Here is a 23,642-nt window from a genome sequence, read left to right as displayed (position 1 = left end):
TCAAAATAGGCTTTTAACCGTTAAGACAACCCAGTCGACCATTTTGCCAAAGAAGCCTGCCTCGTCAACATTTTCTAATACTTGCAAATCAACGCTAGCGACATCTTTTCCATCAAGCTGGTAGACGACTTTCCCTACACTCTGTCCTTTTGCTAAAGGTGCTTCTAAAAAGCGATTATTTAACTCATAACGTGCTTTAAGGTCGCCCATTTTTCCTTTCGGAATAGTAATGTAGCCTGCTTCAATAGTGCCTAGTTTAACTTTATTTTCTGCGCCATAATACACACTTTGCTCAGAAATCACTGTGCCTGCTTTAAACGGTTTTAACGTTTCAAAATGATTAAAGCCCCATTGTAAAATTTTCTTACTTTCGACTTCACGTCCTTTGTAAGTTGGCACCCCCATTACCACTGACACAAAACGGGTATCCCCATTAACCGCTGAAGCGACTAAATTATAACCTGCTTGATCAGTATGTCCTGTTTTAATGCCGTCCACTTGGAGTGTTTTATCCCACAACAACCCATTGCGATTATTTTGTTTAATTTTATTAAACGTAAAATCTTTCTCTGCATAAATATGATATTCTTCAGGTAAATCACGAATTAAGCGACTCCCAATCACAGCCATATCATACGCTGATGAATATTGCCCGTCCGCATCTAGACCATGCACCGTGGCAAAATGGGTGTTTTTCAAGCCAAATTGCTGTACATATTGGTTCATTAATGCAATAAAATTATGCTCACTGCCCGTTAAATGCTCCGCCAGTGCAACACACGCATCATTGCCTGAAGCAATAATCACACCATAGTTAAGATCTTTAACGCTCACCTGTTGGTTGACATTTAAAAACATTTTTGACGAGCCTGGAAATTTTTTACCCCACGCGTTTTCACTAATGGTGACAATATCATCATTGTGAATTTTGCCTTGCTTTATCGCATCACCCACAACATAGCTGGTCATCATTTTTGTCAGACTTGCTGGCGCATAACGCTCATCCATATCTTTTTGTGCTAACACCGCCCCTGTGTGGTAGTCTAACAAGACAAAACTTTTGGCATTCAATTCTGGCACAGGAATATTGAATTCTTGTGCTTGGCTTTCAGCAAAACTGAAAGATGAAACAGATAAAGTTGCTGCTAACAACGTTATAGCTGATTTCGAGTGTTTAAACATAGCAAACATCCTTTGTCTTATTTAGCGTTATAAGAATATAAAATATTATCACGATGCCCTTCTTTCACTAATTGTGATTTGAGCTGGTTAACCATTGTTCTATTAGCAATAGGTCCAAATTTGACTTTGTAGTGATCTCCTTCGCGGATAATCTCACTGTCGATATTATCCATCGTTAATTTTGCGATTAATGCTTTCGCTTGTTGATCACTCTTTAAATTAACACTTTGCAACTCATAAGTATGGGCAGACACGCTCACGTTTTGCGGTGCGTTTTGTGCTGTTTTGACCGCACTTTGCTTTTTGGTTTGTGCGATTTCAACGGCGTTTTGCGCATCTTTTTGCCCTGGTAAGGGTAAATTTTTCTGCTTCGCAATGGTCAGTAGTTTTTCCCCGCCTGGACCACTAATGTTCCCATGACGATCAACATGCACAATGTCTAATTTGACTTTAGCTGTCCCACGATTCAGCATGCCTAACTCACGCGCTGCTGCCTTGGATAAATCAATTTTACGATCCCCAATAAATGGACCACGATCATTTATACGCACCACCACTTTTCGCCCATTTTGGATATTGGTCACTAAAACATAAGACGGAATAGGCAAATGTTTATGTGCTGCTGTGAGTAAATTTTCATTATAAATTTCACCACTAGCGGTTTTACGCCCATTAAATTTTTTGGCATAAAAACTGGCGATGCCGGTAACCGAGTATGCTTTTGCCGCCTCGTGAGTTAACGTTTTATAGGTTGTCCCTTTCACGGTGTAGGAGTGGCTTTTGCCTTTCGCTGTTTGGCTTAGTGTTGGCCCTTTCACACCGTAATACTTCTCCAGCGCGTTACCTGAACTAGCAAGTGCGGTCTGAACACTCAAACACAGAGCCAACAGCCCACAAAATGTAAGTTTAGTGTATTTCATAAAAAGTCCTCTCAATATCTTAATGATATTGGGTTATTTTGCGCTTGTGGGTATGAATAGACATAATGAGTCCAAACCCAGCCATTAACGTCACAAACGACGTTCCGCCATAGCTAACAAGCGGCAAAGGAACGCCAACAACTGGTAATATCCCGCTCACCATACCGATGTTGACAAAAATATAAACAAAAAAGATTAATATTATCGCACCTGTTAATGTGCGTCCAAATGAGGTTTCTGCCTTGCCTGCAATGATTAAACCACGAATGATAATAAACATATAAATGGCAAGTAGAATTAACACCCCAATTAAGCCATGCTCTTCACCGAGCACCGCAAAAATAAAATCTGTATGCGGTTCTGGCAAAAATTCCAGTTGTGATTGTGTACCTTGCATCCAACCTTTACCAAATAAACCGCCTGAGCCAATCGCAATTTTTGACTGAATAATATGATACCCCGCACCTAATGGATCAGACTCTGGATCAAACAGCGTCATGACTCGTGTCCGCTGATAGTCATGCATCAGAAAATACCACATAATCGGGATAAAACCAGCTAATCCGACCACCGCAATTGCAATTAATCGCCAGCTCATGCCAGCTAAGAATACAACAAATATGCCTGATGCGCTAACTAAAATAGAGGTCCCTAAATCAGGTTGAATAGCAACCAAAATGGTGGGAACAAAAATCATACCCAGTGCGATAAACGTACTAATCAGGCTTGGCGGCAATTTCTGTCGCCCCAAATATACCGCAACCATCAGTGGTACAGACAATTTAACAATCTCTGAGGGCTGAAAGCGAAATAGCCCTAGATTCAGCCATCGCTGCGCACCTTTACTTGTCGTTCCAAAGACATCAACTAAAATTAATAACAAAATACCAAGCACATACCAATACGGTGCAATCCGCTCATAAAAACGTGGCGGTAACTGCGCCATCACAATCATGACCGTAAAACCCAATCCAATTTGAATCATACGGCTTTGAAACATTACCTCACTTGCACCTGAGGCACTATATAGCACAATCAAACCATAGCTACTGATCACCACCAAACCCAAAAAGAGCCAAAAATCCAAGTGGCAACGTGCCCATAGCCCACCGAGAAAGCGTTTCTCCTCACTCACTGTTGCCCTCCTCGCCTATGACCGCACTTTGTGTTTTGGCATCATCCTTAATATGCCCCATTTTTAACAAATAATAATCCATAATTTGACGTGCAAGTGGTGCTGCATTGCTTGAACCACCACCTGCATTTTCTAAAAAGATAGAGAGTGCAATTTTCGGATCATTATACGGTGCAAATGCGATAAACCATGCATGATCATGCAGGTGCTTAGCTAAACTTTTTGCATCATATTTTTGGTTTTCTTTTAAACCGAATACCTGCGCTGTACCTGATTTTCCTGCTGCATAATAAGGCATGCCCGTAAATGCTTTGCGTGCTGTGCCTGATGCACCATATAATACGGAAAACATCCCTTGTTTTGCCGCTTGCCAATAGGCATTTGGTACCCCTGTAATATCTTCGTATAATTTAGGATCCTGATAGGGTTCAATCTCATTACCAATAATTTCTTTCATAAAGTGCGGTGTATTGACCTTGCCATTATTAATCAGAATGCTCAATGCTTTCACCACCTGTAATGGTGTCGCTGTCCAGTATCCTTGCCCAATGCCGACGGGAATGGTATCCCCAATGACCCATGACTTTTTAAAACGTTTACGTTTCCATTCACGATCAGGCATCACACCCGTGGTCTCCTCCCGAATATCCACCCCTGTTGGCAAACCAAAGCCAAATTTTTTCATCCAATTAGAAAAGCGCGTAATTCCCATATCATAAACCACTTGATAGAAATAGGTATCCGCCGATTCCATAATGGCTTTATTCAAATTCAGCCGCCCATGCCCACTTTTCAACCAATCACGATAGCGTCGCTCTGTGCCAGGTAAAACCCAATAACCCGGATCATAAATGGTTGTACTGGTGCTAATCACACCCTCTTGCAGAGCGGCGACAGCAGCAAAGGGTTTGATCGTAGAAGCGGGGGGAAACGCACCTTGTGTTGTTCGACTATATAATGGGCGGTCGGGATCATTGAGTAAAGTGCGGTAATCCTTGCCAGAAATCCCCCCTACAAATAAATTATTGTCATACGTTGGGCTTGATACCATCGCCAAAATACTATTATCACGAGGATCAAGTACCACCACTGCACCACGTCGCCCATCAAGCAGTTGGCGTATGTAACGTTGCAGGTCAATATCAATAGTCAATTTAATACTTTTGCCCGACACCGCTGGTTGCTGGCGTAATGTACGAATAACTTTACCGCGGTTATTAACTTCCACCTCTTCAAAACCCACTTCGCCATGCAATTGGTCTTCATAGTAACGCTCAATGCCAAGTTTACCAATGTCGCTCGAGCCCGCATAATTCGCAAATTTATCGTCTTTTTTCAGCTTTTCAACGTCTTTATCATTGATTTTAGCTACATAGCCTAAAATGTGCGTCATATCCTCGCCATACGGGTAATGACGCTTAAAATAAGGTCGAACTTCAAGGCTCGGAAAGCGATACTGCTCCACCGCAAAACGGGCAATTTGTTCTTCGGTTAAATTGGGTTTAAGCAGAATTGGCGTATAACGTGAATTGCGTCGCCGCTCTTTTTTAAAGGCCTCAATGTCTTCATCCTGTAAGCCTACAATTTGGCGTAATTGTGCGTACGTTTGCTCTAAGTTTTCCGTTTTCTCAGGTATGATATATAGCCCAAAAAACGTTAAATTTTCCGCCAGTACATGCCCATTGCGGTCATAAATTAATCCGCGAGTAGGTGGCACTGGTAAAAGTTTTATGCGGTTACCATTAGAGCGTGTTTGGTAATTATCAAAATCACGCACTTGCAAATGATAGAGATTGAGTAATAACAAGCCAAGCAATACAATAACGCCAATAAACGCCACCAAAACCCGACGTAAGAACAGGTTCTGCTCGGCTTTATTATCTCGAATAATCTCTTTCACAACCGCACTTTCTCTTTATTCACGATGGTAAGGGTGATTGGTTGATAAACTCCATGCCCGATACAAACTTTCTGCGACCACCACTCGCACCAACGGATGCGGTAACGTTAGTGGTGAAAGAGACCAGCTACGATCTGCCGCTTGTTTAACCGCACTTGACAGCCCCTCAGGTCCACCAATGAGCAAACTAACATCACGCCCATCGTGCTTCCAGCTCTCAAGTTGGCTCGCTAGCTGTTCCGTTGTCCATGGCTTACCTGGAATATCAAGGGTAACGATCAATGATTTACCACAAGCTGCCAGCATCAACTCACCTTCTTTATCCAGAATCCGCTTAATGTCTGCATTTTTACCACGTTTACCCGCAGGGATTTCAATAAGCTCTAATGGCATATCTTTTGGAAAGCGGCGTTGATATTCATAAAAGCCTTCACTGATCCAACTTGGCATTTTCACACCAACAGCAATGAGCTGAATTTTCACCTTAACCCCAAAGTTTTTCTAATTGGTATAAATCGCGGCTTTCTTGCTGCATCACATGCACAATCACTTGCCCGAAATCAACCACCACCCAATCAGCTGTTTCAATGCCCTCAGACCCAAATGCCTCAAAACCGCACTTTTTACATTGCTCAGTTAGGTTTTGCGCAATTGACCCGACATGGCGGCTTGATGTACCCGTGCAGATCACCATATTATCCGTAATACCACTGTTGCCACGCACATCAAACACATCAATGTCGCTGGCTTTTAAATCATCTAAAATTGTTGTTACTGTTTTGACTAACGAATCTTGCAAAAGTTTCCCCATGTATTCTTGAATGTGAAAAAGACAAAATAAAAGCGAGATTATAACCGCACTTGCACGAAAAGCGAAATAATTGACCGCACTTTAACAAGACAAAGTGCGGTTTAGGGTTAACGAGAATAGTTTTTACGACGAGAAGGGCTGCGATTATTCACGCGTGTTGGTGCTGAGCGACGGCGACGCTGCGGTGCTGGCAAATCGTCTAAAAGTGCGGTTTCATCGTATTGACTAACCGGAATATGATGCCCAATATAGGTTTCAATCGCGGGCAAATTCATCGCATATTGCTCACAGGCAAAACTGATTGACTTTCCTGCTTGCCCCGCCCGCCCTGTACGACCAATGCGATGCACATAATCTTCACAATCATCAGGCAGATCATAATTGAAAACGTGCGTTACCGCTGGGATATGCAAGCCACGCGCCGCCACATCCGTTGCGACCAGAATATCCAATTCGCCACGCGTAAATTTTTCTAATAATGCTAAACGTTTATTTTGTGCCACATCGCCAGTTAGCAGTCCTACACGATGTCCATCAGCCGCTAAATGTGCCCAAATTGTTTCGCATTGATGCTTCGTATTGGCAAAAATAATGCAACGCTCTGGCCACTCTTCTTCAATCAGTGTTTGTAGCAGACGCATTTTGTCTTGATTGGACGGATAAAACAGCTCTTCGGTAATTTTACTCGCCGTTTTTTGTGCAGGCTCAATTTCGATATATTCAGGCTCATTCATATCCTCAAAGGCTAACTCGCGTACACGATAAGAGAGCGTTGCTGAAAATAGCATTGTCAGACGATCACGGCTGTTAGGACAGCGACGCAATAAATAGCGAATATCACGAATAAAGCCCAAGTCGAACATACGATCTGCTTCATCTAGCACCACAACTTGGATTTTATCAAGTTCAATGATGTTTTGCTTCACATAATCAATCACGCGCCCTGTTGTGCCAATTAATACATCTACGCCCTGCTCAATGGCTTTCAGTTGCTTATCATACCCATCCCCGCCATACGCAAGTGCAGTTTTAAGCCCTGTTTGCGTACTCAAGGTGTCGGCATCGTGTGCAATTTGTACCGCTAATTCGCGCGTGGGTGCCAGTATTAATGCGCGCGGCTGATTATTGCGAACCGCACTTTGTGTATCTTTTAACAGATGATGAAAGGTGGCAATCAAAAATGCCATCGTTTTGCCAGTGCCCGTTTGAGCCTGCCCCGCCACATCACGCCCTGCAAGGGTAATGGGTAAACTCAACGCCTGAATCGGTGTGCAAAAATCAAACCCTTTATGTGCAAGCGCACGCGCGACTTGTGGGTGCAAAGGCAGTTCACTAAAGCGCAACGAGGTTAAATGAGTATCTTTTTCCATGGCAAATCCTTGCATCGTTTCGTTAAAGTGTTAAGCATAGCATTTTGGTACGTTATCCACAAAATAATCTTGATTTTTATCACAGATCAGCCGTCTATCCACGATTATTCTGAAATCGGGCTAGACACTGGACTGTTTTAATGGTAACGTTATGCACATTCAAAAACTGTCAAGTGCAACCGCACTTTCACATGTCATTAAATCAACTCTTAAATCAAATTTACTTCTCTTAACTATGAATTTAACAGAACTTAAAAACACGCCTGTCTCTGAGCTGGTAAAGCTCGGCGAAGAACAAATGGGCTTAGAAAACCTCGCACGTTTACGCAAACAAGATATTATTTTCGCCATTTTAAAACAACACGCCAAAAGTGGGGAAGACATCTTTGGCAATGGGGTATTGGAAATTTTACCCGACGGCTTTGGTTTCTTACGATCAGCGGATAGTTCCTACCTTGCAGGTCCCGATGATATTTATGTTTCACCTAGCCAAATTCGTCGCTTCAACCTACGCACAGGTGATACCATTGAAGGCAAAATCAGACCACCTAAAGAAGGCGAACGCTATTTTGCGCTCTTAAAAATCAAAGAAGTTAATGCAGATAAACCCGAAATTTCTCGTAACAAGATTTTATTTGAAAATTTAACCCCATTGCATGCAAACTCACGTATGCACATGGAGCGTGGTAATGGCTCAACTGAGGACTTAACCTCACGTATCTTAGACCTTGCCGCGCCTATTGGAAAAGGTCAACGTGGTTTAATTGTCGCCCCTCCCAAAGCGGGGAAAACAATGTTACTACAAAGCATCGCCCAAAGTATCACCTATAATTATCCAGAGTGCGTACTGATGGTGCTTCTTATTGATGAGCGTCCTGAAGAGGTTACTGAAATGCAACGGATGGTCAAAGGTGAAGTGGTTGCCTCAACCTTTGATGAACCCGCCACACGCCATGTCCAAGTTGCTGAAATGGTGATCGAAAAAGCAAAACGTTTGGTTGAACATAAAAAAGATGTCGTGATTTTACTGGACTCCATCACCCGCCTTGCTCGCGCCTATAACACGGTGACCCCTGCATCAGGCAAGATTTTATCGGGTGGTGTGGATGCCAATGCACTTCATCGCCCGAAACGCTTTTTTGGTGCGGCACGTAACGTGGAAGAAGGCGGCAGCTTAACCATTATTGCAACCGCACTTGTAGATACAGGCTCCAAAATGGACGAGGTCATCTACGAAGAATTTAAAGGCACGGGTAATATGGAACTGCACCTTTCACGCAAAATTGCCGAAAAACGGGTATTCCCAGCAATTGATTTCAACCGTTCAGGTACGCGTAAAGAAGAATTACTTACCACACCTGATGAGCTACAAAAAATGTGGATTCTTCGTAAGATTGTACACCCAATGGGCGAAATTGAAGCAATGGAATTCTTACTGGATAAACTCGCCATGGCAAAAACCAACGAAGAGTTTTTTGAAGTGATGAAACGCTCATAACCGCACTTTTAGTCAACACACCCGCACTTTGCGGGTGTTTTTTTAGTGATAAGCTGTTATAGTAACAAATATGTTACAATGTTAAGGAAAGAATAAGATGAAAAAACGCCATATTGCAATCACGCTAGCCGCATTATTAGGGAGTGCTTGGCTTGGAGGAAGTTGGTATTCAGGCAACATTCTTGCAGAACAATATCCGCAATTAGTCGAGCGTGTGAATACTGAATTTACCCATCTGTCTCTCACTTCACCTTATAAAATTCAATATAAAACCACAAAATATGACAAACATCTGTTTAGTACGGATATTCAAGATCAGTTAATCATTACAGATACCGATGACAATAAAACCTACACTATACCGTTAAAAGCCTACGTTGAGCATGGTCCATTCCCTCTTTCGCGATTAATGACTTTCCGCTGGCTTCCTGTTATGGCAAGCGGTAGTTTTGAAGTCCTCAATGATCCAAGTATCAACCTATTATTTGAAGCCAGCAATAAAAAAACGCCGTTAAAAAGCACCTTCACAATGGGGTACAACAAGCAAGTTGCCCAAACACTCTCTATTGCTGCATTTAATCTTCGCAGTGAAGATGGTAAGAGTGAGTTTACCTCCACGCCATTTAACATAGAAAGCGATACTGATCTCAATGGCGTTGGACAAATCACGGCAAAAATTGAGCACATTGTGCTTAAAAATAGTATTGACGAAAAAGACAGTGATGAAACACCGATCTCATTGAATATCAAAGATATTGAATTAAAATCAGATTACACACCAACTGACTATCAATATCTCAGTGAAGGTCAACAACAGGTCAACATTGGCTTAGTTGAAATTTATACGCAAGATGCCGTTGATTCTGTGTCTCCCGCTTTCGTGATGAAAAACATACAAACCGCTGGTGATGTAACCTTAAAACAAAATAAGGTTAATATCACCTCCAAAATGCAAATTGATCAACTTCATATTGAAAAGCAAAATTTAGGTAAACTGGCCTACGATCTAGCGTTAAATCATCTTGACGCAAACGCCTTAAATCAATTTATGAATGTCATACGTAACGTTCAATCAGGTGATGTGAATGAAGAAGAGATTTCTCACGCATTACAGCAACACCTAATGCAGTTGATGCAAAACCAACCGCAAATTGTCTTAAATCCACTCAGCCTAAAAAATAGCCAAGGTGAAAACAAACTCACCGCCGACATCGCTTTTGCACAAGCAGATTGGCAAAAAGCCTTGATGAAAGGCAAAGTGCTCTCACTGTTTGAGCGTCTTGATGTCAATGCTGAGGTAAGCAAACCCGCATTAACCGAAACTATGAAAAGCTTAGCCTTGATTGATGATGCCTCCGACGAACAAACGACACAAGCGGAAGTACAAGCAGAGGTCGATGACATTCTGCAAAGTGCGGTAGCAGAGAACATTTTGCACAAGCAAAATGACAATCAATATACCCTTGAGCTCAAGCTCGACAATGGTGAATTGAAACTCAACGGCACTGTCATCCCTGAAAAAGACATCACCAATATGCTACTGCTCGGCATTCTCGGTGCTGGCTTTTATTAATCATTCAATATAAAGGCGATGTAATCGCCTTTATTTTTCGCCTGACCGCACTTTACAATTTGTGTTATACTATCTCAAACTGATGAGTGAGATACGCCGATGAAATTAAATAAGTTTACGGATTATAGCCTACGAGTATTAATTTATCTTGCAATGAAAAAAGATGCCCTAAGCACCATTCAAGAAATTGCTCATGCTTATCAAATCTCAGAAAACCATTTAATGAAAGTGATTCATAACCTAAGCAAACTGGGGTTTATTATTTCTAAACGGGGTAAAGGGGGCGGCATTTTACTCGCTAACACGCCCGAAAAAATCAATTTAGGCGATATTATCCAAAAAGTAGAAGGTGATGATCCCTATGTAAAATGCACTGACTGCTGCATTGTGCCTCATTGCCAGCTTCCCAGCATTTTTGAACAAGCACTGGCGGCGTTTTACAGCATGTTGCGCCAATACTCCTTGCACGATGTTATCAGCCAACCTGAACTCTTACCCGCACAGTTTTACCCTCGAATTACAACATAAAACTAACATTTTTACTTTACCCCACGCCACTCTTTGGTTATGATAAATTGTTCTCATTGGGGTGCACATTGTGCTGAGAAAATACCCATTGAACCTGATCTGATTAGTAGCAGCGAAGGGATTTGAGACGGGATACCGCACTTAGATCCTTTTTAACAATAAAAAGGATTTCCTATGACTATCAAAAAAACGATTCTCACAACCGCACTTATAACCGCACTTTCAATAACGTATGCAAACGCTGATAATAAGCCTGTATTAAATGTATATAGTTATGATTCTTTCACCTCAAAATGGGGACCAGGAAATGATTTAAAAGTCGCTTTTGAACAAAAGTGCGGTTGTGAAGTGAATTTCATCACATTTGAAGATGGCGTGACAATGTTCAACCGCTTGCGTTTGCAAGGTTCCAAAGCAAAAGTGGATGTAGTGATCGGTTTAGATAATAATCTTATGCCAGAAGCAGAAATTTCCAATCTCTTTGCGAGAAATAATGTCAATCTAGACACGCTCGCACTGCCACAAAAATGGGATAATCACACCTTTTTGCCGTATGATTATGGGCAATATGCCTTTATTTACGATAAGCAAAAACTGAAAAATCCACCGCAAAGTTTGCAAGAACTTATTACGCGCAAAGATATTCAAATTATTTATCAAGATCCACGTACCTCAACGGTTGGACGTGGTTTATTAGCGTGGATTAATAGCGTTTATCCGAAAGATCGCGTTGCAGAGGCGTGGAAAACACTGGCATCACACACGGTAACAGTGGGGAAAGGTTGGTCAGAAAGCTACGGAGCATTTTTGAAAGGTGAAGCCGATATGGTGTTAAGTTACAATACATCACCACTTTATCACCAACTCAATGAAGGTAAAGATAATTATGTGGCTGCACCGTTTACAGAAGGACACATTTTACAAATTGAGCTAGCTGCAAAAACCAAAAGTGCACTACACCCTAAACTAGCGGATCAATTTTTAGCCTTTTTAATCAGCCCTGAGGCACAAAAAACGATCGCATTAAAAAATGTGATGTTGCCAGTGATTAAAACCTCAATTAATGCGCAATACGACAGCTTTACGCCATTTAAAAGTTTGCCTGTTCCGTATCCAAGTAATATTCAAAGCAAAGCACAAATTGAAGTTTGGCAACAGGCTCTTAGTCACTAAATGAAAGGGGCTTTAAAGCAGCTCTCCCTTGGGCAATGCCTAGCTGGCATCGGTGTTGCCCTTTTTTTAACCGCACTTTATCTCAATAGTGCCGGTCAACTCTTGCTGAATGCACAGCACCATCGCTGGCTTGAATTCTGGCAATCAAGTTACTTTTGGCATATTCTGACGTTTAGTTTATGGCAAGCCTCATTAAGCACAGCATTGAGCATTAGCCTTGGTATTCTCTGTGCGCACGCCTTACATCACCGCACATTTTATGGCAAAACACTCTTGCTCAAGCTCTGTTCTCTCACGTTTGTTCTGCCCACATTAGTGGCGGTGTTTGGGCTGCTGGGCGTGTATGGCATTTCTGGTTGGTTAAACCGCACTTTGCATTTTTTCGGTGAGCGTGAAGCATTTTCAATTTACGGACTCTCGGGCATTTTACTCGCTCATCTCTTTTTTAACCTCCCCTTAGCAACAAAACTGTTTTTAAACGCTCTACAAAGCATTCCTGCGGAGCAATATAAACTCGCCACTCAGCTGAATATTCGCAATATTAATTTGTTTCATATTCTTGAATTGCCTTATCTAAAAAAACAGTTAATGCCCAGCATTATGTTGATTTTTATGCTCTGTTTTACCAGCTTTGCAATTGTGTTAACCCTTGGTGGTGGTCCAAAATACACCACACTCGAAGTGGCCATTTATCAAGCTCTTACCTTTGATTTTGATTTAGGTAAAGCTGCAATGCTTGCCATTGTGCAATTAATTATCTGCAGTATCCTTTTTCGCTTCACGCATTTCTTTAGAGCGGAGAAAACCAGTGCAACTAGCACGCACACGCTCTATTTACCACCACTTAACCGCACTTTTACGTTTGTGCATAGTCTGTGCCTTATTGCACTGAGTTTATTTATTGCCCTTCCTTTATTGCATATTCTCGTGCAAGGTTTGACCGCACTTTCTTCTTTAGAGCGCACAACATTATCTGATTTGTGGCTCGCCACACGCTTTTCTCTAGGGTTGTCACTCAGTGCAGGGTTACTGAGTGTGTTATTCAGTCTCGCCTTACTGCTATGTGCTCGCCAATTACATTATTATGGCTTTAGCAAAAGTGCACATGAGATCATCAATCTCGGCATGACCATTTTGGCACTCCCTATGTTGGTCATCGCAACGGGGCTATATCTGTTGCTGCGTGAATTGGATAACACCTATCTGCTATTTTGTGTCGTGGCAGTGTGTAATGCACTCATTGCGATGCCGTTTATATTGCGTATCTTACAACCGACCATGTATGACAATATGCAACGTTATCACCGCCTTTGCCAATCACTAGGGGTTCGTGGCTGGCAACGTTTTCGTTTAATTGAATGGGTAAATTTACGCCAAGCATTACGCACGGCATATGCTTACGCCTGTGCTTTATCACTGGGTGATTTCACTGCCATTGCATTATTTGGCAATCAAGATTTTACTTCGTTACCACGGCTTTTGTATCAGCAATTAGGGCATTATCGCTCAACCGATGGTGCATTGACCGCACTTGTACTTTTACTCTTATGTGCTCTCCTGTTTATGTTAATTGAGAAATACGATGATCGCACTTTCTGATGTAGCATTTCGCTTTGATAATACCGAGTTTTTATTTAATCTCCAGATTCAAAAAGGCGAGCATATCGCCTTAGTCGGCAAAAGTGGAGCGGGTAAATCCACCTTGCTCAATTTAATGGCGGGGTTTTTATTGCCACAACGCGGGCAAATTTGGCTTAACGCACAAAACCACAGTAACACCGCACCGTATCTTCGCCCTGTTTCGATGCTCTTTCAAGAGCACAATTTATTCAACCATTTAACTTGTGCACAAAATATGTTGCTGGGATTACAACCGCACTTAAAAGCAACAGCACATCACTATGCACAAATTGAAGAGATTGCTCAACACATGGACATCAGCGCATTGTTAGATAGAACGCCAGAAGCCCTTTCAGGAGGGCAAAAACAACGCGTCGCACTGGCAAGAACACTGTTGCGCGACAAACCTATTTTATTACTGGATGAACCCTTTTCCGCACTTGATCCCCAACTACGAAGTGATATGCTGACATTAATCTCTACCATTAGCCAAACAAAGCAATTAACCGTCGTGATGGTCACCCATCAGCTACGCGAAGTAGAACACGTCATTGACCGCACTTTGGTTGTCGAAAATGGAAAAATACGATAAATTCGCTTAAGTAAATTGTCATTTTCCGTTACCATAGCCCAACAATAACGACTATATAAAAGGATGTTAAATGAGCGTACAACCTATTGAGTTAAGCCAGCTGACCCCACACCCAAGCGTTGAATATTGGTCGGTGTGCAAAGTTGAAGCCCTATTTGAAACGCCATTTTTAGACTTAATTTTCCGTGCTGCACAAGTCCATCGTGCTAGCTTTAATCCCCAAGCGATCCAACTTTCCACCCTGCTTTCTATTAAAACAGGTGGTTGCCCTGAAGATTGTGGTTACTGCCCTCAATCGGCACGTTATCAAACGGGTGTGCAAAATCAGCAATTACTTGATGTTGAAGAAATTATCGAAAAAGCAAAAATTGCAAAATCTCGCGGGGCTGGGCGATTTTGTATGGGGGCAGCGTGGCGTGGTCCTAAACCCAAAGATGTGGAAAAACTGACTAAAATTATTAAAGCGGTGAAAGATCTTGGTATGGAAACCTGCGGTACCTTTGGCTTATTGCAAGATGGCATGGCAGAACAATTTAAAGCCGCAGGGTTAGATTACTACAACCACAATCTTGATACCGCACCAGAGCATTACAAAGAGGTGATCGGCACTCGTCGTTTTGATGATCGCATCAACACGCTCGGCAAAGTGCGGCAAGCAGGCTTAAAAGTGTGCTGTGGCGGCATTGTGGGTATGAACGAAACACGTAAAGAACGAGCAGGCTTAATCGCCAGCCTTGCCAACCTTGATCCGCAACCTGAGTCTGTGCCCATCAATCAGCTGGTCAAAGTGGAAGGCACGCCGATGATGGACGCCGAAGAACTCGACTGGACAGAATTCGTCCGAACGATTGCGGTGGCAAGAATTACAATGCCTAAAAGTTATGTACGCCTTTCTGCTGGTCGACACGGCATGTCAGAAAGTGTGCAAGCGATGTGTTTTATGGCGGGTGCAAATTCCATTTTTTATGGCGATAAACTGCTTACCACGCCATTGCCACAAGAAGACAGTGATATGGCATTGATGGCAAAACTTGACTTATATCCAGAAAGCCTAGACAATCAAAACACTGATGACAATTAAGGAGTATATATGAAAAAATTATTCGCACTGGTGCTTGCACTGTTTACCTTGGTTGCCTGTGGTGGCGCAGACAATAACAGCCCTGAAAGTGCGGCTGCCAGTTATGTGCAAGCCATATATCAAGGCGATATTGATGCTGCAATGAAACTCATTTATATCAGTGAAAAAGACAAACAACAAGCGGGCATCAATGATTTAATCAAAGGTAAACTGGCAGAAACAGCACAAGAAAACCAAGAGAATGCGAAGCAAAAAGGCGGCTTAAAAACGGTGCATGCAGAAAATGCTGTCTTTGATGAACAAGATAAAAATCAAGCCTCAGTCTCTGTTAAAGTGGAGTTTAAAAAAGCAGAACCGATTTTAAGGCAGATACGTGTAATCAAGACGGATGATGGCTGGAAAGTTAAGCTGTAACGGTGATGATATTCTCTTATGCGAAAAAAGGCGTGCAATGGCTCGCCTTTTTTACTTGCCTACTGCTACTTACGACATTTCACTACCCCAAAGTGCGGTCACTACACGATATTTCGCACCTGCCAAAGCTACACATTGGAGATTGGGTATTGCGTCAAGGCACCACATTAGACAGCAAAATCATTATGCAAGTGTCAAACTCACGTTTCTCGCATATTGGGATGATTGTCGCTACCGAGCCTGTGCCACTGGTGATTCATGCCACAACTGACGACGGTTATCACGAAAAGAATCAAGTCTTTCTCTCTCCCCTGCGTGAATTTTTAAGCCCAAATCTCGCTCACGCTTATATGATCATTCGACCGCACTTTTTGACGCTATCTCAAAAACACGAGATTGCCCAACGCCTGCGGCAAACCGAAGGACAACCATTTCGTCTCGCGACTAAAAATCAACCGCACTTATATTGCACCACATTGTTAGCAGATCATATTCAATCGGTTCTGCCCACTTTTCAACCGCATTGGCAAGCCATTTCCGTGCCATTAATGCAAGGGGAATACCTTATGCCACGTGCGTTTGAACATTATCCCGACACTGAAATACTCTATCAAAGCTATCCAGAGTGAAAAGTGCGGTTTTGACGTGTGTTGACCGCACTTTTATGCTATAATTCTACCAATTTTTTGACAGTCCTAGCTAGGAAGTTTCAATGAGTGAATTTGCAAAAGATATAACCCCTATCAACATCGAAGAGGAGATGAAATCCTCGTATCTTGATTATGCTATGTCGGTGATCGTTGGGCGTGCATTGCCTGATGTGCGTGACGGTTTAAAACCTGTACACCGCCGTGTGCTCTACGCAATGGGCGTGGGCGGCAATGATTACAATAAGCCCTATCGCAAATCTGCTCGTATTGTTGGTGACGTCATCGGTAAGTATCACCCACATGGTGATAGTGCGGTGTATGATACTTTAGTGCGTATGGCACAACCTTTCTCACTACGCTATCCGTTAGTGGATGGGCAAGGGAACTTCGGATCTGTGGATGGCGATTCCCCTGCGGCAATGCGTTACACCGAAGCGAGAATGAGCAAAATCGCCCATTCCTTGCTGGCCGATCTCGACAAAGAAACCGTTGACTTTGTTCCAAACTATGATGGTTCTGAACAAATTCCAGACGTGCTACCAACCCGCGTGCCTAATTTATTAGTCAACGGTTCAAGTGGTATCGCTGTGGGTATGGCAACCAACATTCCGCCTCACAATTTAGGCGAAGTGATCAGCGGTTGTTTGGCTTATATTGAGAATGATGACATCACTATTGATGAATTGATGACGCATATTCCCGGCCCAGATTTTCCAACCGCCGCGATTATAAATGGTCGCAAAGGCATTGAAGATGCGTATAAAACGGGGCGAGGCAAAATTTATGTACGCGCCAAAGCCGAAGTTGAAACCGACAGCAAAGGGCGTGAAACCATTATCGTGCACGAAATTCCATATCAAGTGAATAAGGCACGCCTCATTGAAAAAATTGCCGAGTTAGTAAAAGACAAAAAAGTCGAGGGCATCAGCGGCTTGCGTGACGAATCGGATAAAGATGGCATGCGTATTGTCATTGAAGTTAAACGCGATGCCGTGGGCGAAGTGGTGCTCAATAATCTGTATTCCCTCACCCAATTGCAAGTGACCTTTGGGATCAACATTGTTGCACTCCATCACGGTCAGCCGAAATTGCTTAATCTGAAAGAGTTGATCGAAGCCTTTGTGCTGCACCGCCGTGAAGTCGTTACACGCCGTACCGTGTATGAACTGCGTAAAGCACGTGAGCGAGCACATATTTTAGAAGGGCTTGCCATTGCACTCGCAAATATCGATCCCGTGATTGAAGTTATCCGCAAGGCACCAACCCCACAAGCGGCGAAAACCGCACTTTTAGCTCAACCTTGGGCACTTGGTAACGTACGAGATATGCTTGCCGCGGCAGGTGTTCATGCTGCTCGTCCTGAAGATTTAGCTGAGCAATACGGCATTCACGATGATCAATACTACCTCACTGAGGTACAAGCACAAGCCATTTTGGATTTACGTTTGCAAAAACTGACTGGTCTTGAGCACGATAAATTATTAGATGAATACAAAGCCTTACTTGACACCATTGGCGAGTTGCTGAAAATTTTGAATAATCCTGAACGCTTAATGGAAGTGATCCGTGAAGAGTTAGAGGAGATCAAAACGCAATTCAACGACCAACGTCGCACCGAAATTACGGCAAGCTCCGCTGATATTAATTTAGAAGATTTAATCGCACAAGAAGATGTGGTGGTTACACTATCCCACGAAGGCTATGTAAAATATCAACCGCTTTCAGACTACGAGGCACAACGCCGCGGTGGCAAAGGGAAATCGGCCACCAAAATGAAAGAAGAGGATTTTATTGAGCGATTATTAGTTGCCAACACCCACGATACTATTTTGTGCTTTTCTAGCCGAGGACGTTTATATTGGTTGCGGGTATTCCAATTACCGCAAGCTAGCCGTGGCGCACGAGGTCGCCCAATTGTCAATATTCTACCATTGCAGCAAGATGAACGCATTACCGCTATCTTGCCAGTCGGCGAATATGAAGAGAATAAATTTGTCTTTATGGCAACCGCCAGTGGTACAGTGAAGAAAACTGCACTGACCGAATTCAGCCGTCCACGTGCCAGTGGTTTAATTGCCATTAATTTACGCGACAATGATGAACTGATCGGCGTTGATATTACTGATGGCGAAAATGAAATTATGCTCTTCTCATCTCAAGGTCGTGTGGTACGGTTCCATGAAGAAGCTGTTCGTGCCATGGGGCGGACGGCAACAGGGGTGAGAGGCATAAAACTAGCCTTAACCAATGACATCAGCGACGATGAATCGGATAATGATGACAGTGGCGATGAAAATACCGAATTAGATTTAAATGTGGATAAAGTGGTTTCCCTCGTTGTGCCGAAAAATGACGGTGCCATTTTAACCGCTACTCAAAACGGTTACGGCAAACGCACCGTGCTGGCGGAATATCCAGCCAAATCACGCAACACCAAAGGTGTCATCTCCATTAAAGTCAGCGAGCGTAATGGGAAAGTCGTCGCCGCTGTTCAAGTGGAAGAAGCCGATCAAATTATGTTGATCACCGATGCAGGTACACTTGTACGCACACGGGTTAGCGAAGTTAGCACCGTAGGGCGCAACACACAAGGTGTGCGGCTTATTCGCACCATTGAGGGTGAAAATGTAGTTGGACTTGAACGTATTTGTGACCTTGATGACGAGGACGAAAACGAAAGTGCGGTTGAAGTCAATACGGAAGAACCCGCACAATAACAACCGCACTGTTGAAAATGCACCTTCGGGTGCATTTTTTATGGATTAATATCAATGATCATCACTTCTGATTGGGAACCAATACGAAATGGAATGCCCCATAATCCATAACCAGATGTCACAAAAAAGTGGCGGTTATTGAGCTCAAGATAACCATGATCGAGCGTATATAACATGCCAGTAATGAGATTAGCGGGAAATACTTGCCCTTTATGCGTATGCCCCGACACTTGCATATCTAATGGTAAACGAGCATTGTCATCAACTTCATCTGGACGATGGTCAAGCAAAATCCGTAGTTTATTATCCGATGGTAACTGCGCCAGTAACGCCGTTGTACTTGGGCGATTTTTAGACAAACGATCGTTGCGTCCAATCAGATAAAAACGATTATCGACTAACACACTTGTATCTGTTAACACCTGAATCCCCGCCCCTTCTACCGCGCGAGTAATCGCCTGTTGACTATGAAAATCATGATTACCTAACGTGGCGTAAACACCAAGCGGGGCTTGAATTTTTGCTAAGTGCGGTTGCATATTTTCTGCATCAAACACATCAGTATTATCATCCATCAAATCGCCAGGAATCAACACAATATCGCTCTTCTCTGCTTGAAGAATGTCTGCGAGTTTATCTAACTGGGCTTTGCCAAAAATTGTGCCTAGATGCAAATCCGCAATCAATGCCACTCGCAAACTGCCTTGCAGTTTATCACTGTGAAACGCATAATGACGTACGACAGGCGTGTAAGCATTGTAAAGCCCCAGCGAAATCACCGCTGCCAACGCCATCGGTGATAACACACGAATCCCTTTGCTAACCGCACTTTTGTATTTTTGCGTGCCTATTTTGTATAACAATGAACAAAGTGCGGTAATTATCGCCATATAAACAAGCAAAAACAGCAAAATAGCACTGATCCTAAATAATGGAAACGTGCGAGTAGCAGTTAATAACAAAATGGCATTTGGCACAAGCCAAAATAAGCCTTTCAACACTTTCTCCGCACGCACGCTAAGCCATGGTCGAAAATACCAGCATACCCCTCGACTCACCACCCAAATGAGTAACTGAGCCAAAATAAGTATGCAAATGAAAATAATGAGATAACGCGCTGGCATAATACTCCTAAAAAAATCCCCCAAAAAGAGGGGGATTATAGCTTATTATTGAAAGCTATACTGATGTTTGAAAAATCACCTCATCGGCTTTTTTCGCGAATTGGCTGATTTGATCAAAGTTCATATAGCGGTAGGTATCGTCTTTGTCTTCTTGCAAGGAGGCAACATAATCCAAATATTCCTCAGGGCTTGGTAATCGTCCGAGCAATGCCGCCACAGCCGCAAGCTCTGCTGAAGCAAGATAAACGTTCGCACCTTGACCTAAACGGTTCGGGAAATTACGGGTTGAAGTTGATACTACAGTAGATTTCGGCGCAACACGTGCTTGGTTGCCCATACACAACGAGCAACCCGGCATTTCCATACGAGCACCGCTCTTACCAAAAATACTGTAATAGCCTTCATCACTTAACAATGTCGCATCCATTTTCGTCGGTGGTGCGACCCATAAACGGGTTGGAATCACATCTTTAAATTTATTGAGTAATTTCCCTGCCGCACGGAAATGCCCAATATTGGTCATGCATGAACCAATAAAGACCTCATCAATTTTATCACCCGCCACCTCTGAAAGTTTACGAGCATCATCTGGATCATTCGGTGCACATAAAATCGGCTCTTTAATTTCATCCATATTAATGTCGATCACGGCAGCATATTCTGCATCAGGATCTGCGTGCATCAATTCAGGATTTTCAAGCCATGCCTGCATCGCTTTCACGCGGCGTTCAAGGGTGCGTGCGTCACCGTAGCCTTCTGCAATCATCCATTTTAACAACGTGATATTAGACGTGAGATATTCAATGATAGGTTCTTTATCCAACTTAATGGTACATGCCGCCGCACTACGCTCTGCCGAGGCATCAGACAGTTCGAATGCTTGTTCAATTTTGAGATGCTCAAGCCCTTCAATTTCCAAAATACGCCCTGAGAAAATATTCTTTTTGCCCTTTTTCTCCACCGTGAGCAGCCCTTGCTGAATAGCATAATACGGAATAGCATGCACTAAATCACGCAACGTAATTCCAGGTTGCATAGTACCAGAAAAACGCACCAATACAGATTCTGGCATATCTAATGGCATCACGCCTGTAGCGGCCGCAAATGCCACCAAACCAGAACCCGCTGGGAAAGAAATACCAATTGGGAAGCGTGTATGTGAATCCCCGCCTGTGCCAACGGTATCAGGCAATAGCATACGATTGAGCCACGAGTGAATAATACCATCACCTGGACGTAGCGACACCCCACCACGATTCATAATAAAATCAGGCAAAGTATGGTGCGTATTCACATCCACTGGTTTTGGATACGCCGCCGTATGGCAAAAAGACTGCATCACCAAATCAGCCGAAAATCCTAAACAAGCAAGATCTTTAAGTTCATCACGGGTCATCGGTCCTGTTGTATCTTGTGAGCCAACTGATGTCATTCTTGGTTCACAGTATTGCCCTGGGCGAATGCCCTCCACACCACAGGCTTTACCCACCAATTTTTGCGCTAAGGTATAACCTTTACTACTTTGTTCTGTGCTGCGTGGTTTAGCAAACACATCACTTTCCCCAAGTCCAAGTGCAACACGCGCTTTGTGGGTTAAACCTCGTCCAATAATTAATGGAATACGCCCCCCGGCTCGCACTTCATCCAATAATACTTGGGTTTTTAATTCAAATTCTGCTAACACCTCATCACTATCGTGTTTGCAAATTTTGCCGTGATAAGGATAAATATCAATCACATCCCCCATTTCAAGTGCGGAAACATCCACCTCCACAGGCAAAGCCCCCGCATCTTCAAGGGTATTAAAGAAAATAGGTGCAATTTTACCACCTAATACCACGCCACCCGCACGCTTATTCGGCACATAAGGAATATCTTCCCCCATCAACCACAATACTGAATTTGTCGCCGATTTACGCGACGATCCCGTACCAACCACATCGCCGACATACGCTAGCGGGAATCCTTTCTCTTTCAACGCTGCAATTTGCTTCATCGGGCCAATTTCACCTTCCACATCAGGCTCTATCCCATCACGGCTATTTTTCAACATCGCTAACGCATGCAACGGAATATCTGGGCGCGACCACGCATCTTGTGCGGGCGAAAGATCATCGGTATTGGTTTCCCCCGTCACTTTAAATACCGTTACCGTAATTTTATCGTCCAATTTTGGACGATCTAAAAACCACTGCGCATTCGCCCACGATTCCAAAATCGCCTTCGCATAAGGATTACCTGCCTTTGCCTTTTCCTCCACATCATGAAAACTATCAAACATCAACAACGTTTTCGACAATGCTTTAGCCGCCAGTGGTGCTAGTTTTTCATTATCCAACGCATTAATCATCGGCTCAATATTATAGCCTCCCTGCATTGTGCCTAAAATCTCAACCGCACTTTCAGGGCTAATCAAAGGCGAAGTCACATCACCGCTAACTAATGCGGATAAAAATGAAGCCTTCACATATGCCGCCTCATCAACACCCGCTGGCACACGTTGCTCAAACAAGTTTAATAAAAAAGCCTCTTCGCCTGCGATAGGATTTTTGAGTAACTCAACTAACTGTGCGGTTTGCTCCGCATTCAACGGCTCGGGCACAATACCTTGTGCCTCACGCTCTTGTGCTTTTGTACGGTAGTTTTGTAGAAAATCTGACATTGTCCACCTCATTGACAGTAAAAGTATTCGTTGCTCAGATTATAACATAATTTTGTTATAAAATTGTTGCATACTCTGCCACAATCCCCGTGTTTATTTCAAATTTTAGGCATAGATCATATTTTTGACCGCACTTTGCACTTCTCTCACACGCCCCTCACACGCTTCAAAACCCAAAGTGCGGTTTGAAAAATATGACAAAGATCAAAAAATCACAAAAAAGATCGCTATCCCATTGTTTTTTTTTTTTTTTTTTAAACTTAGTCTGTTTAAGCAAAATTTCAGCAAAACGGCCTAAACACCACTCAAATTTTCTATTAAACCTAACGTAAAGGACACAAAAATGAAACCGACAATCAAAACAACTGCATTAGCCATCCTCATCTCCCTCGGTGCTGTCGCCTGTGGATCGAGTGGTGGTTCTTTTTCAACAGACAGTGCCTCATCTCAATTGGATAAAAAAGTAACCCAAACCAAAACAGATACTCAAAAAGCAGTTGATAAAGCTAAGCAAGCACAAAAAGATGCAGAAGCAAAAGCGAAAAAAGCGGAAGCAGATGCCAAAGCGAAAGCCCAAGAAGCAGCTAAAAAAGCAGATGAAGAAAGCAAACGCGCTGCCGAAAAAGCTAAAGTAGAGGCTCAAAAAGCCAAAGAAGAGGCTCAACGTAAAGCGGAAGAAGCTCGTAAAGCCG

General features: G+C 43.0%; 20 protein-coding genes and 1 riboswitch. Of the genes, 11 read left to right on the top strand and 9 right to left on the bottom strand.

The genetic code is table 11. The annotated features are described in order from the left end of the window. From HPC40_RS09110 to rhlB, 7 genes are all read right to left on the bottom strand, one after another. On the bottom strand, positions 1-1,182 hold the full coding sequence (locus HPC40_RS09110) for a serine hydrolase (protein ID WP_208119187.1): 1,182 nt from the start codon (positions 1,180-1,182) through the stop codon (positions 1-3). Positions 1,183-1,199: 17 nt separating this feature from the next. Beyond that, on the bottom strand, positions 1,200-2,102 hold the full coding sequence (locus HPC40_RS09105; RefSeq protein ID WP_208119186.1) for a septal ring lytic transglycosylase RlpA family protein: 903 nt from the start codon (positions 2,100-2,102) through the stop codon (positions 1,200-1,202). A gap of 19 nt (positions 2,103-2,121) precedes the next feature. Next, a complete protein-coding gene (rodA, locus tag HPC40_RS09100; protein WP_208119185.1) occupies positions 2,122-3,237 on the bottom strand; it encodes a rod shape-determining protein RodA in 1,116 nt (371 codons plus the stop codon). Then, positions 3,230-5,137 carry a penicillin-binding protein 2 gene (gene mrdA / locus HPC40_RS09095; protein WP_208119184.1) on the bottom strand — a complete coding sequence of 636 codons (1,908 nt, stop codon included), beginning with the start codon at positions 5,135-5,137 and terminating at the stop codon, positions 3,230-3,232. Before mrdA ends, rodA begins: the two co-directional genes overlap by 8 nt. A gap of 15 nt (positions 5,138-5,152) precedes the next feature. Next, positions 5,153-5,620, bottom strand: a complete 468-nt coding sequence (gene rlmH / locus HPC40_RS09090; protein ID WP_208119183.1) for a 23S rRNA (pseudouridine(1915)-N(3))-methyltransferase RlmH — start codon at positions 5,618-5,620, stop codon at positions 5,153-5,155. 1 nt (position 5,621) lies between these two features. Further along, complete coding sequence (gene rsfS / locus HPC40_RS09085) at positions 5,622-5,948, bottom strand: ribosome silencing factor (RefSeq protein ID WP_208119182.1); 327 nt, start codon at positions 5,946-5,948, stop codon at positions 5,622-5,624. A gap of 107 nt (positions 5,949-6,055) precedes the next feature. After that, positions 6,056-7,318 (bottom strand): ATP-dependent RNA helicase RhlB, encoded by a 1,263-nt coding sequence (rhlB, locus tag HPC40_RS09080; protein ID WP_208119181.1) that lies wholly within the window; start codon positions 7,316-7,318, stop codon positions 6,056-6,058. A 235-nt stretch (positions 7,319-7,553) separates the two neighbouring features. On the opposite strand from rhlB, the gene rho reads away from it, so the two are divergent. The 10 genes from rho to gyrA all read left to right on the top strand — a co-directional run bounded on the left by rho (position 7,554) and on the right by gyrA (position 19,164). Beyond that, entirely contained in the window at positions 7,554-8,816 is a 1,263-nt protein-coding gene (gene rho, locus HPC40_RS09075; RefSeq protein WP_208119209.1) for a transcription termination factor Rho, read from the top strand. 97 nt (positions 8,817-8,913) lie between these two features. Further along, positions 8,914-10,389, top strand: coding sequence for a YdgA family protein (locus tag HPC40_RS09070; RefSeq protein WP_208119180.1), 1,476 nt, complete (start codon positions 8,914-8,916; stop codon positions 10,387-10,389). Between the two features lie 99 nt (positions 10,390-10,488). Then, positions 10,489-10,917 (top strand): RrF2 family transcriptional regulator, encoded by a 429-nt coding sequence (locus HPC40_RS09065; RefSeq protein WP_208119179.1) that lies wholly within the window; start codon positions 10,489-10,491, stop codon positions 10,915-10,917. Between the two features lie 47 nt (positions 10,918-10,964). Next, positions 10,965-11,056, top strand: a riboswitch (TPP riboswitch). Positions 11,057-11,091: 35 nt separating this feature from the next. Then, a complete protein-coding gene (thiB, locus tag HPC40_RS09060; protein ID WP_208119178.1) occupies positions 11,092-12,090 on the top strand; it encodes a thiamine ABC transporter substrate binding subunit in 999 nt (332 codons plus the stop codon). Then, positions 12,091-13,689 carry a thiamine/thiamine pyrophosphate ABC transporter permease gene (gene thiP / locus HPC40_RS09055; protein ID WP_208119177.1) on the top strand — a complete coding sequence of 533 codons (1,599 nt, stop codon included), beginning with the start codon at positions 12,091-12,093 and terminating at the stop codon, positions 13,687-13,689. It abuts the gene before it with no gap. Further along, a complete protein-coding gene (gene thiQ, locus HPC40_RS09050) occupies positions 13,673-14,302 on the top strand; it encodes a thiamine ABC transporter ATP-binding protein (RefSeq protein WP_208119176.1) in 630 nt (209 codons plus the stop codon). The genes thiP and thiQ overlap by 17 nt, the downstream gene beginning before the upstream one ends. A gap of 70 nt (positions 14,303-14,372) precedes the next feature. Beyond that, on the top strand, positions 14,373-15,383 hold the full coding sequence (gene bioB / locus HPC40_RS09045; RefSeq protein ID WP_208119175.1) for a biotin synthase BioB: 1,011 nt from the start codon (positions 14,373-14,375) through the stop codon (positions 15,381-15,383). Positions 15,384-15,392: 9 nt separating this feature from the next. Continuing rightward, on the top strand, positions 15,393-15,797 hold the full coding sequence (locus HPC40_RS09040; protein ID WP_208119174.1) for a DUF4878 domain-containing protein: 405 nt from the start codon (positions 15,393-15,395) through the stop codon (positions 15,795-15,797). 2 nt (positions 15,798-15,799) lie between these two features. Beyond that, the gene (locus HPC40_RS09035) at positions 15,800-16,426 is read left to right on the top strand and encodes a C40 family peptidase (RefSeq protein ID WP_208119173.1); all 627 of its coding nucleotides are present in this window, start codon (positions 15,800-15,802) and stop codon (positions 16,424-16,426) included. A gap of 83 nt (positions 16,427-16,509) precedes the next feature. Next, positions 16,510-19,164 carry a DNA topoisomerase (ATP-hydrolyzing) subunit A gene (gene gyrA, locus HPC40_RS09030; RefSeq protein ID WP_208119172.1) on the top strand — a complete coding sequence of 885 codons (2,655 nt, stop codon included), beginning with the start codon at positions 16,510-16,512 and terminating at the stop codon, positions 19,162-19,164. Between the two features lie 38 nt (positions 19,165-19,202). Here the strand turns inward: gyrA and HPC40_RS09025 are convergent, their stop codons facing one another. After that, on the bottom strand, positions 19,203-20,288 hold the full coding sequence (locus HPC40_RS09025; protein WP_208119171.1) for a metallophosphoesterase: 1,086 nt from the start codon (positions 20,286-20,288) through the stop codon (positions 19,203-19,205). A gap of 55 nt (positions 20,289-20,343) precedes the next feature. Beyond that, positions 20,344-22,950: a bifunctional aconitate hydratase 2/2-methylisocitrate dehydratase gene (gene acnB / locus HPC40_RS09020; protein WP_208119170.1), complete on the bottom strand. Its 2,607-nt coding sequence runs from the start codon at positions 22,948-22,950 to the stop codon at positions 20,344-20,346. Between the two features lie 343 nt (positions 22,951-23,293). Here acnB and HPC40_RS09015 point away from each other — a divergent pair. Beyond that, the coding region (locus HPC40_RS09015) for a hypothetical protein (protein ID WP_208119169.1) at positions 23,294-23,642 on the top strand (349 nt) is incomplete at its 3' end.

Source organism: Spirabiliibacterium falconis, from assembly GCF_014885015.1.
Taxonomy (GTDB): Bacteria; Pseudomonadota; Gammaproteobacteria; order Enterobacterales; family Pasteurellaceae; genus Spirabiliibacterium; species Spirabiliibacterium falconis.
Note: the sequence above shows the minus strand (reverse complement) of the source record. Positions and strands in the feature narration are given on the sequence as shown.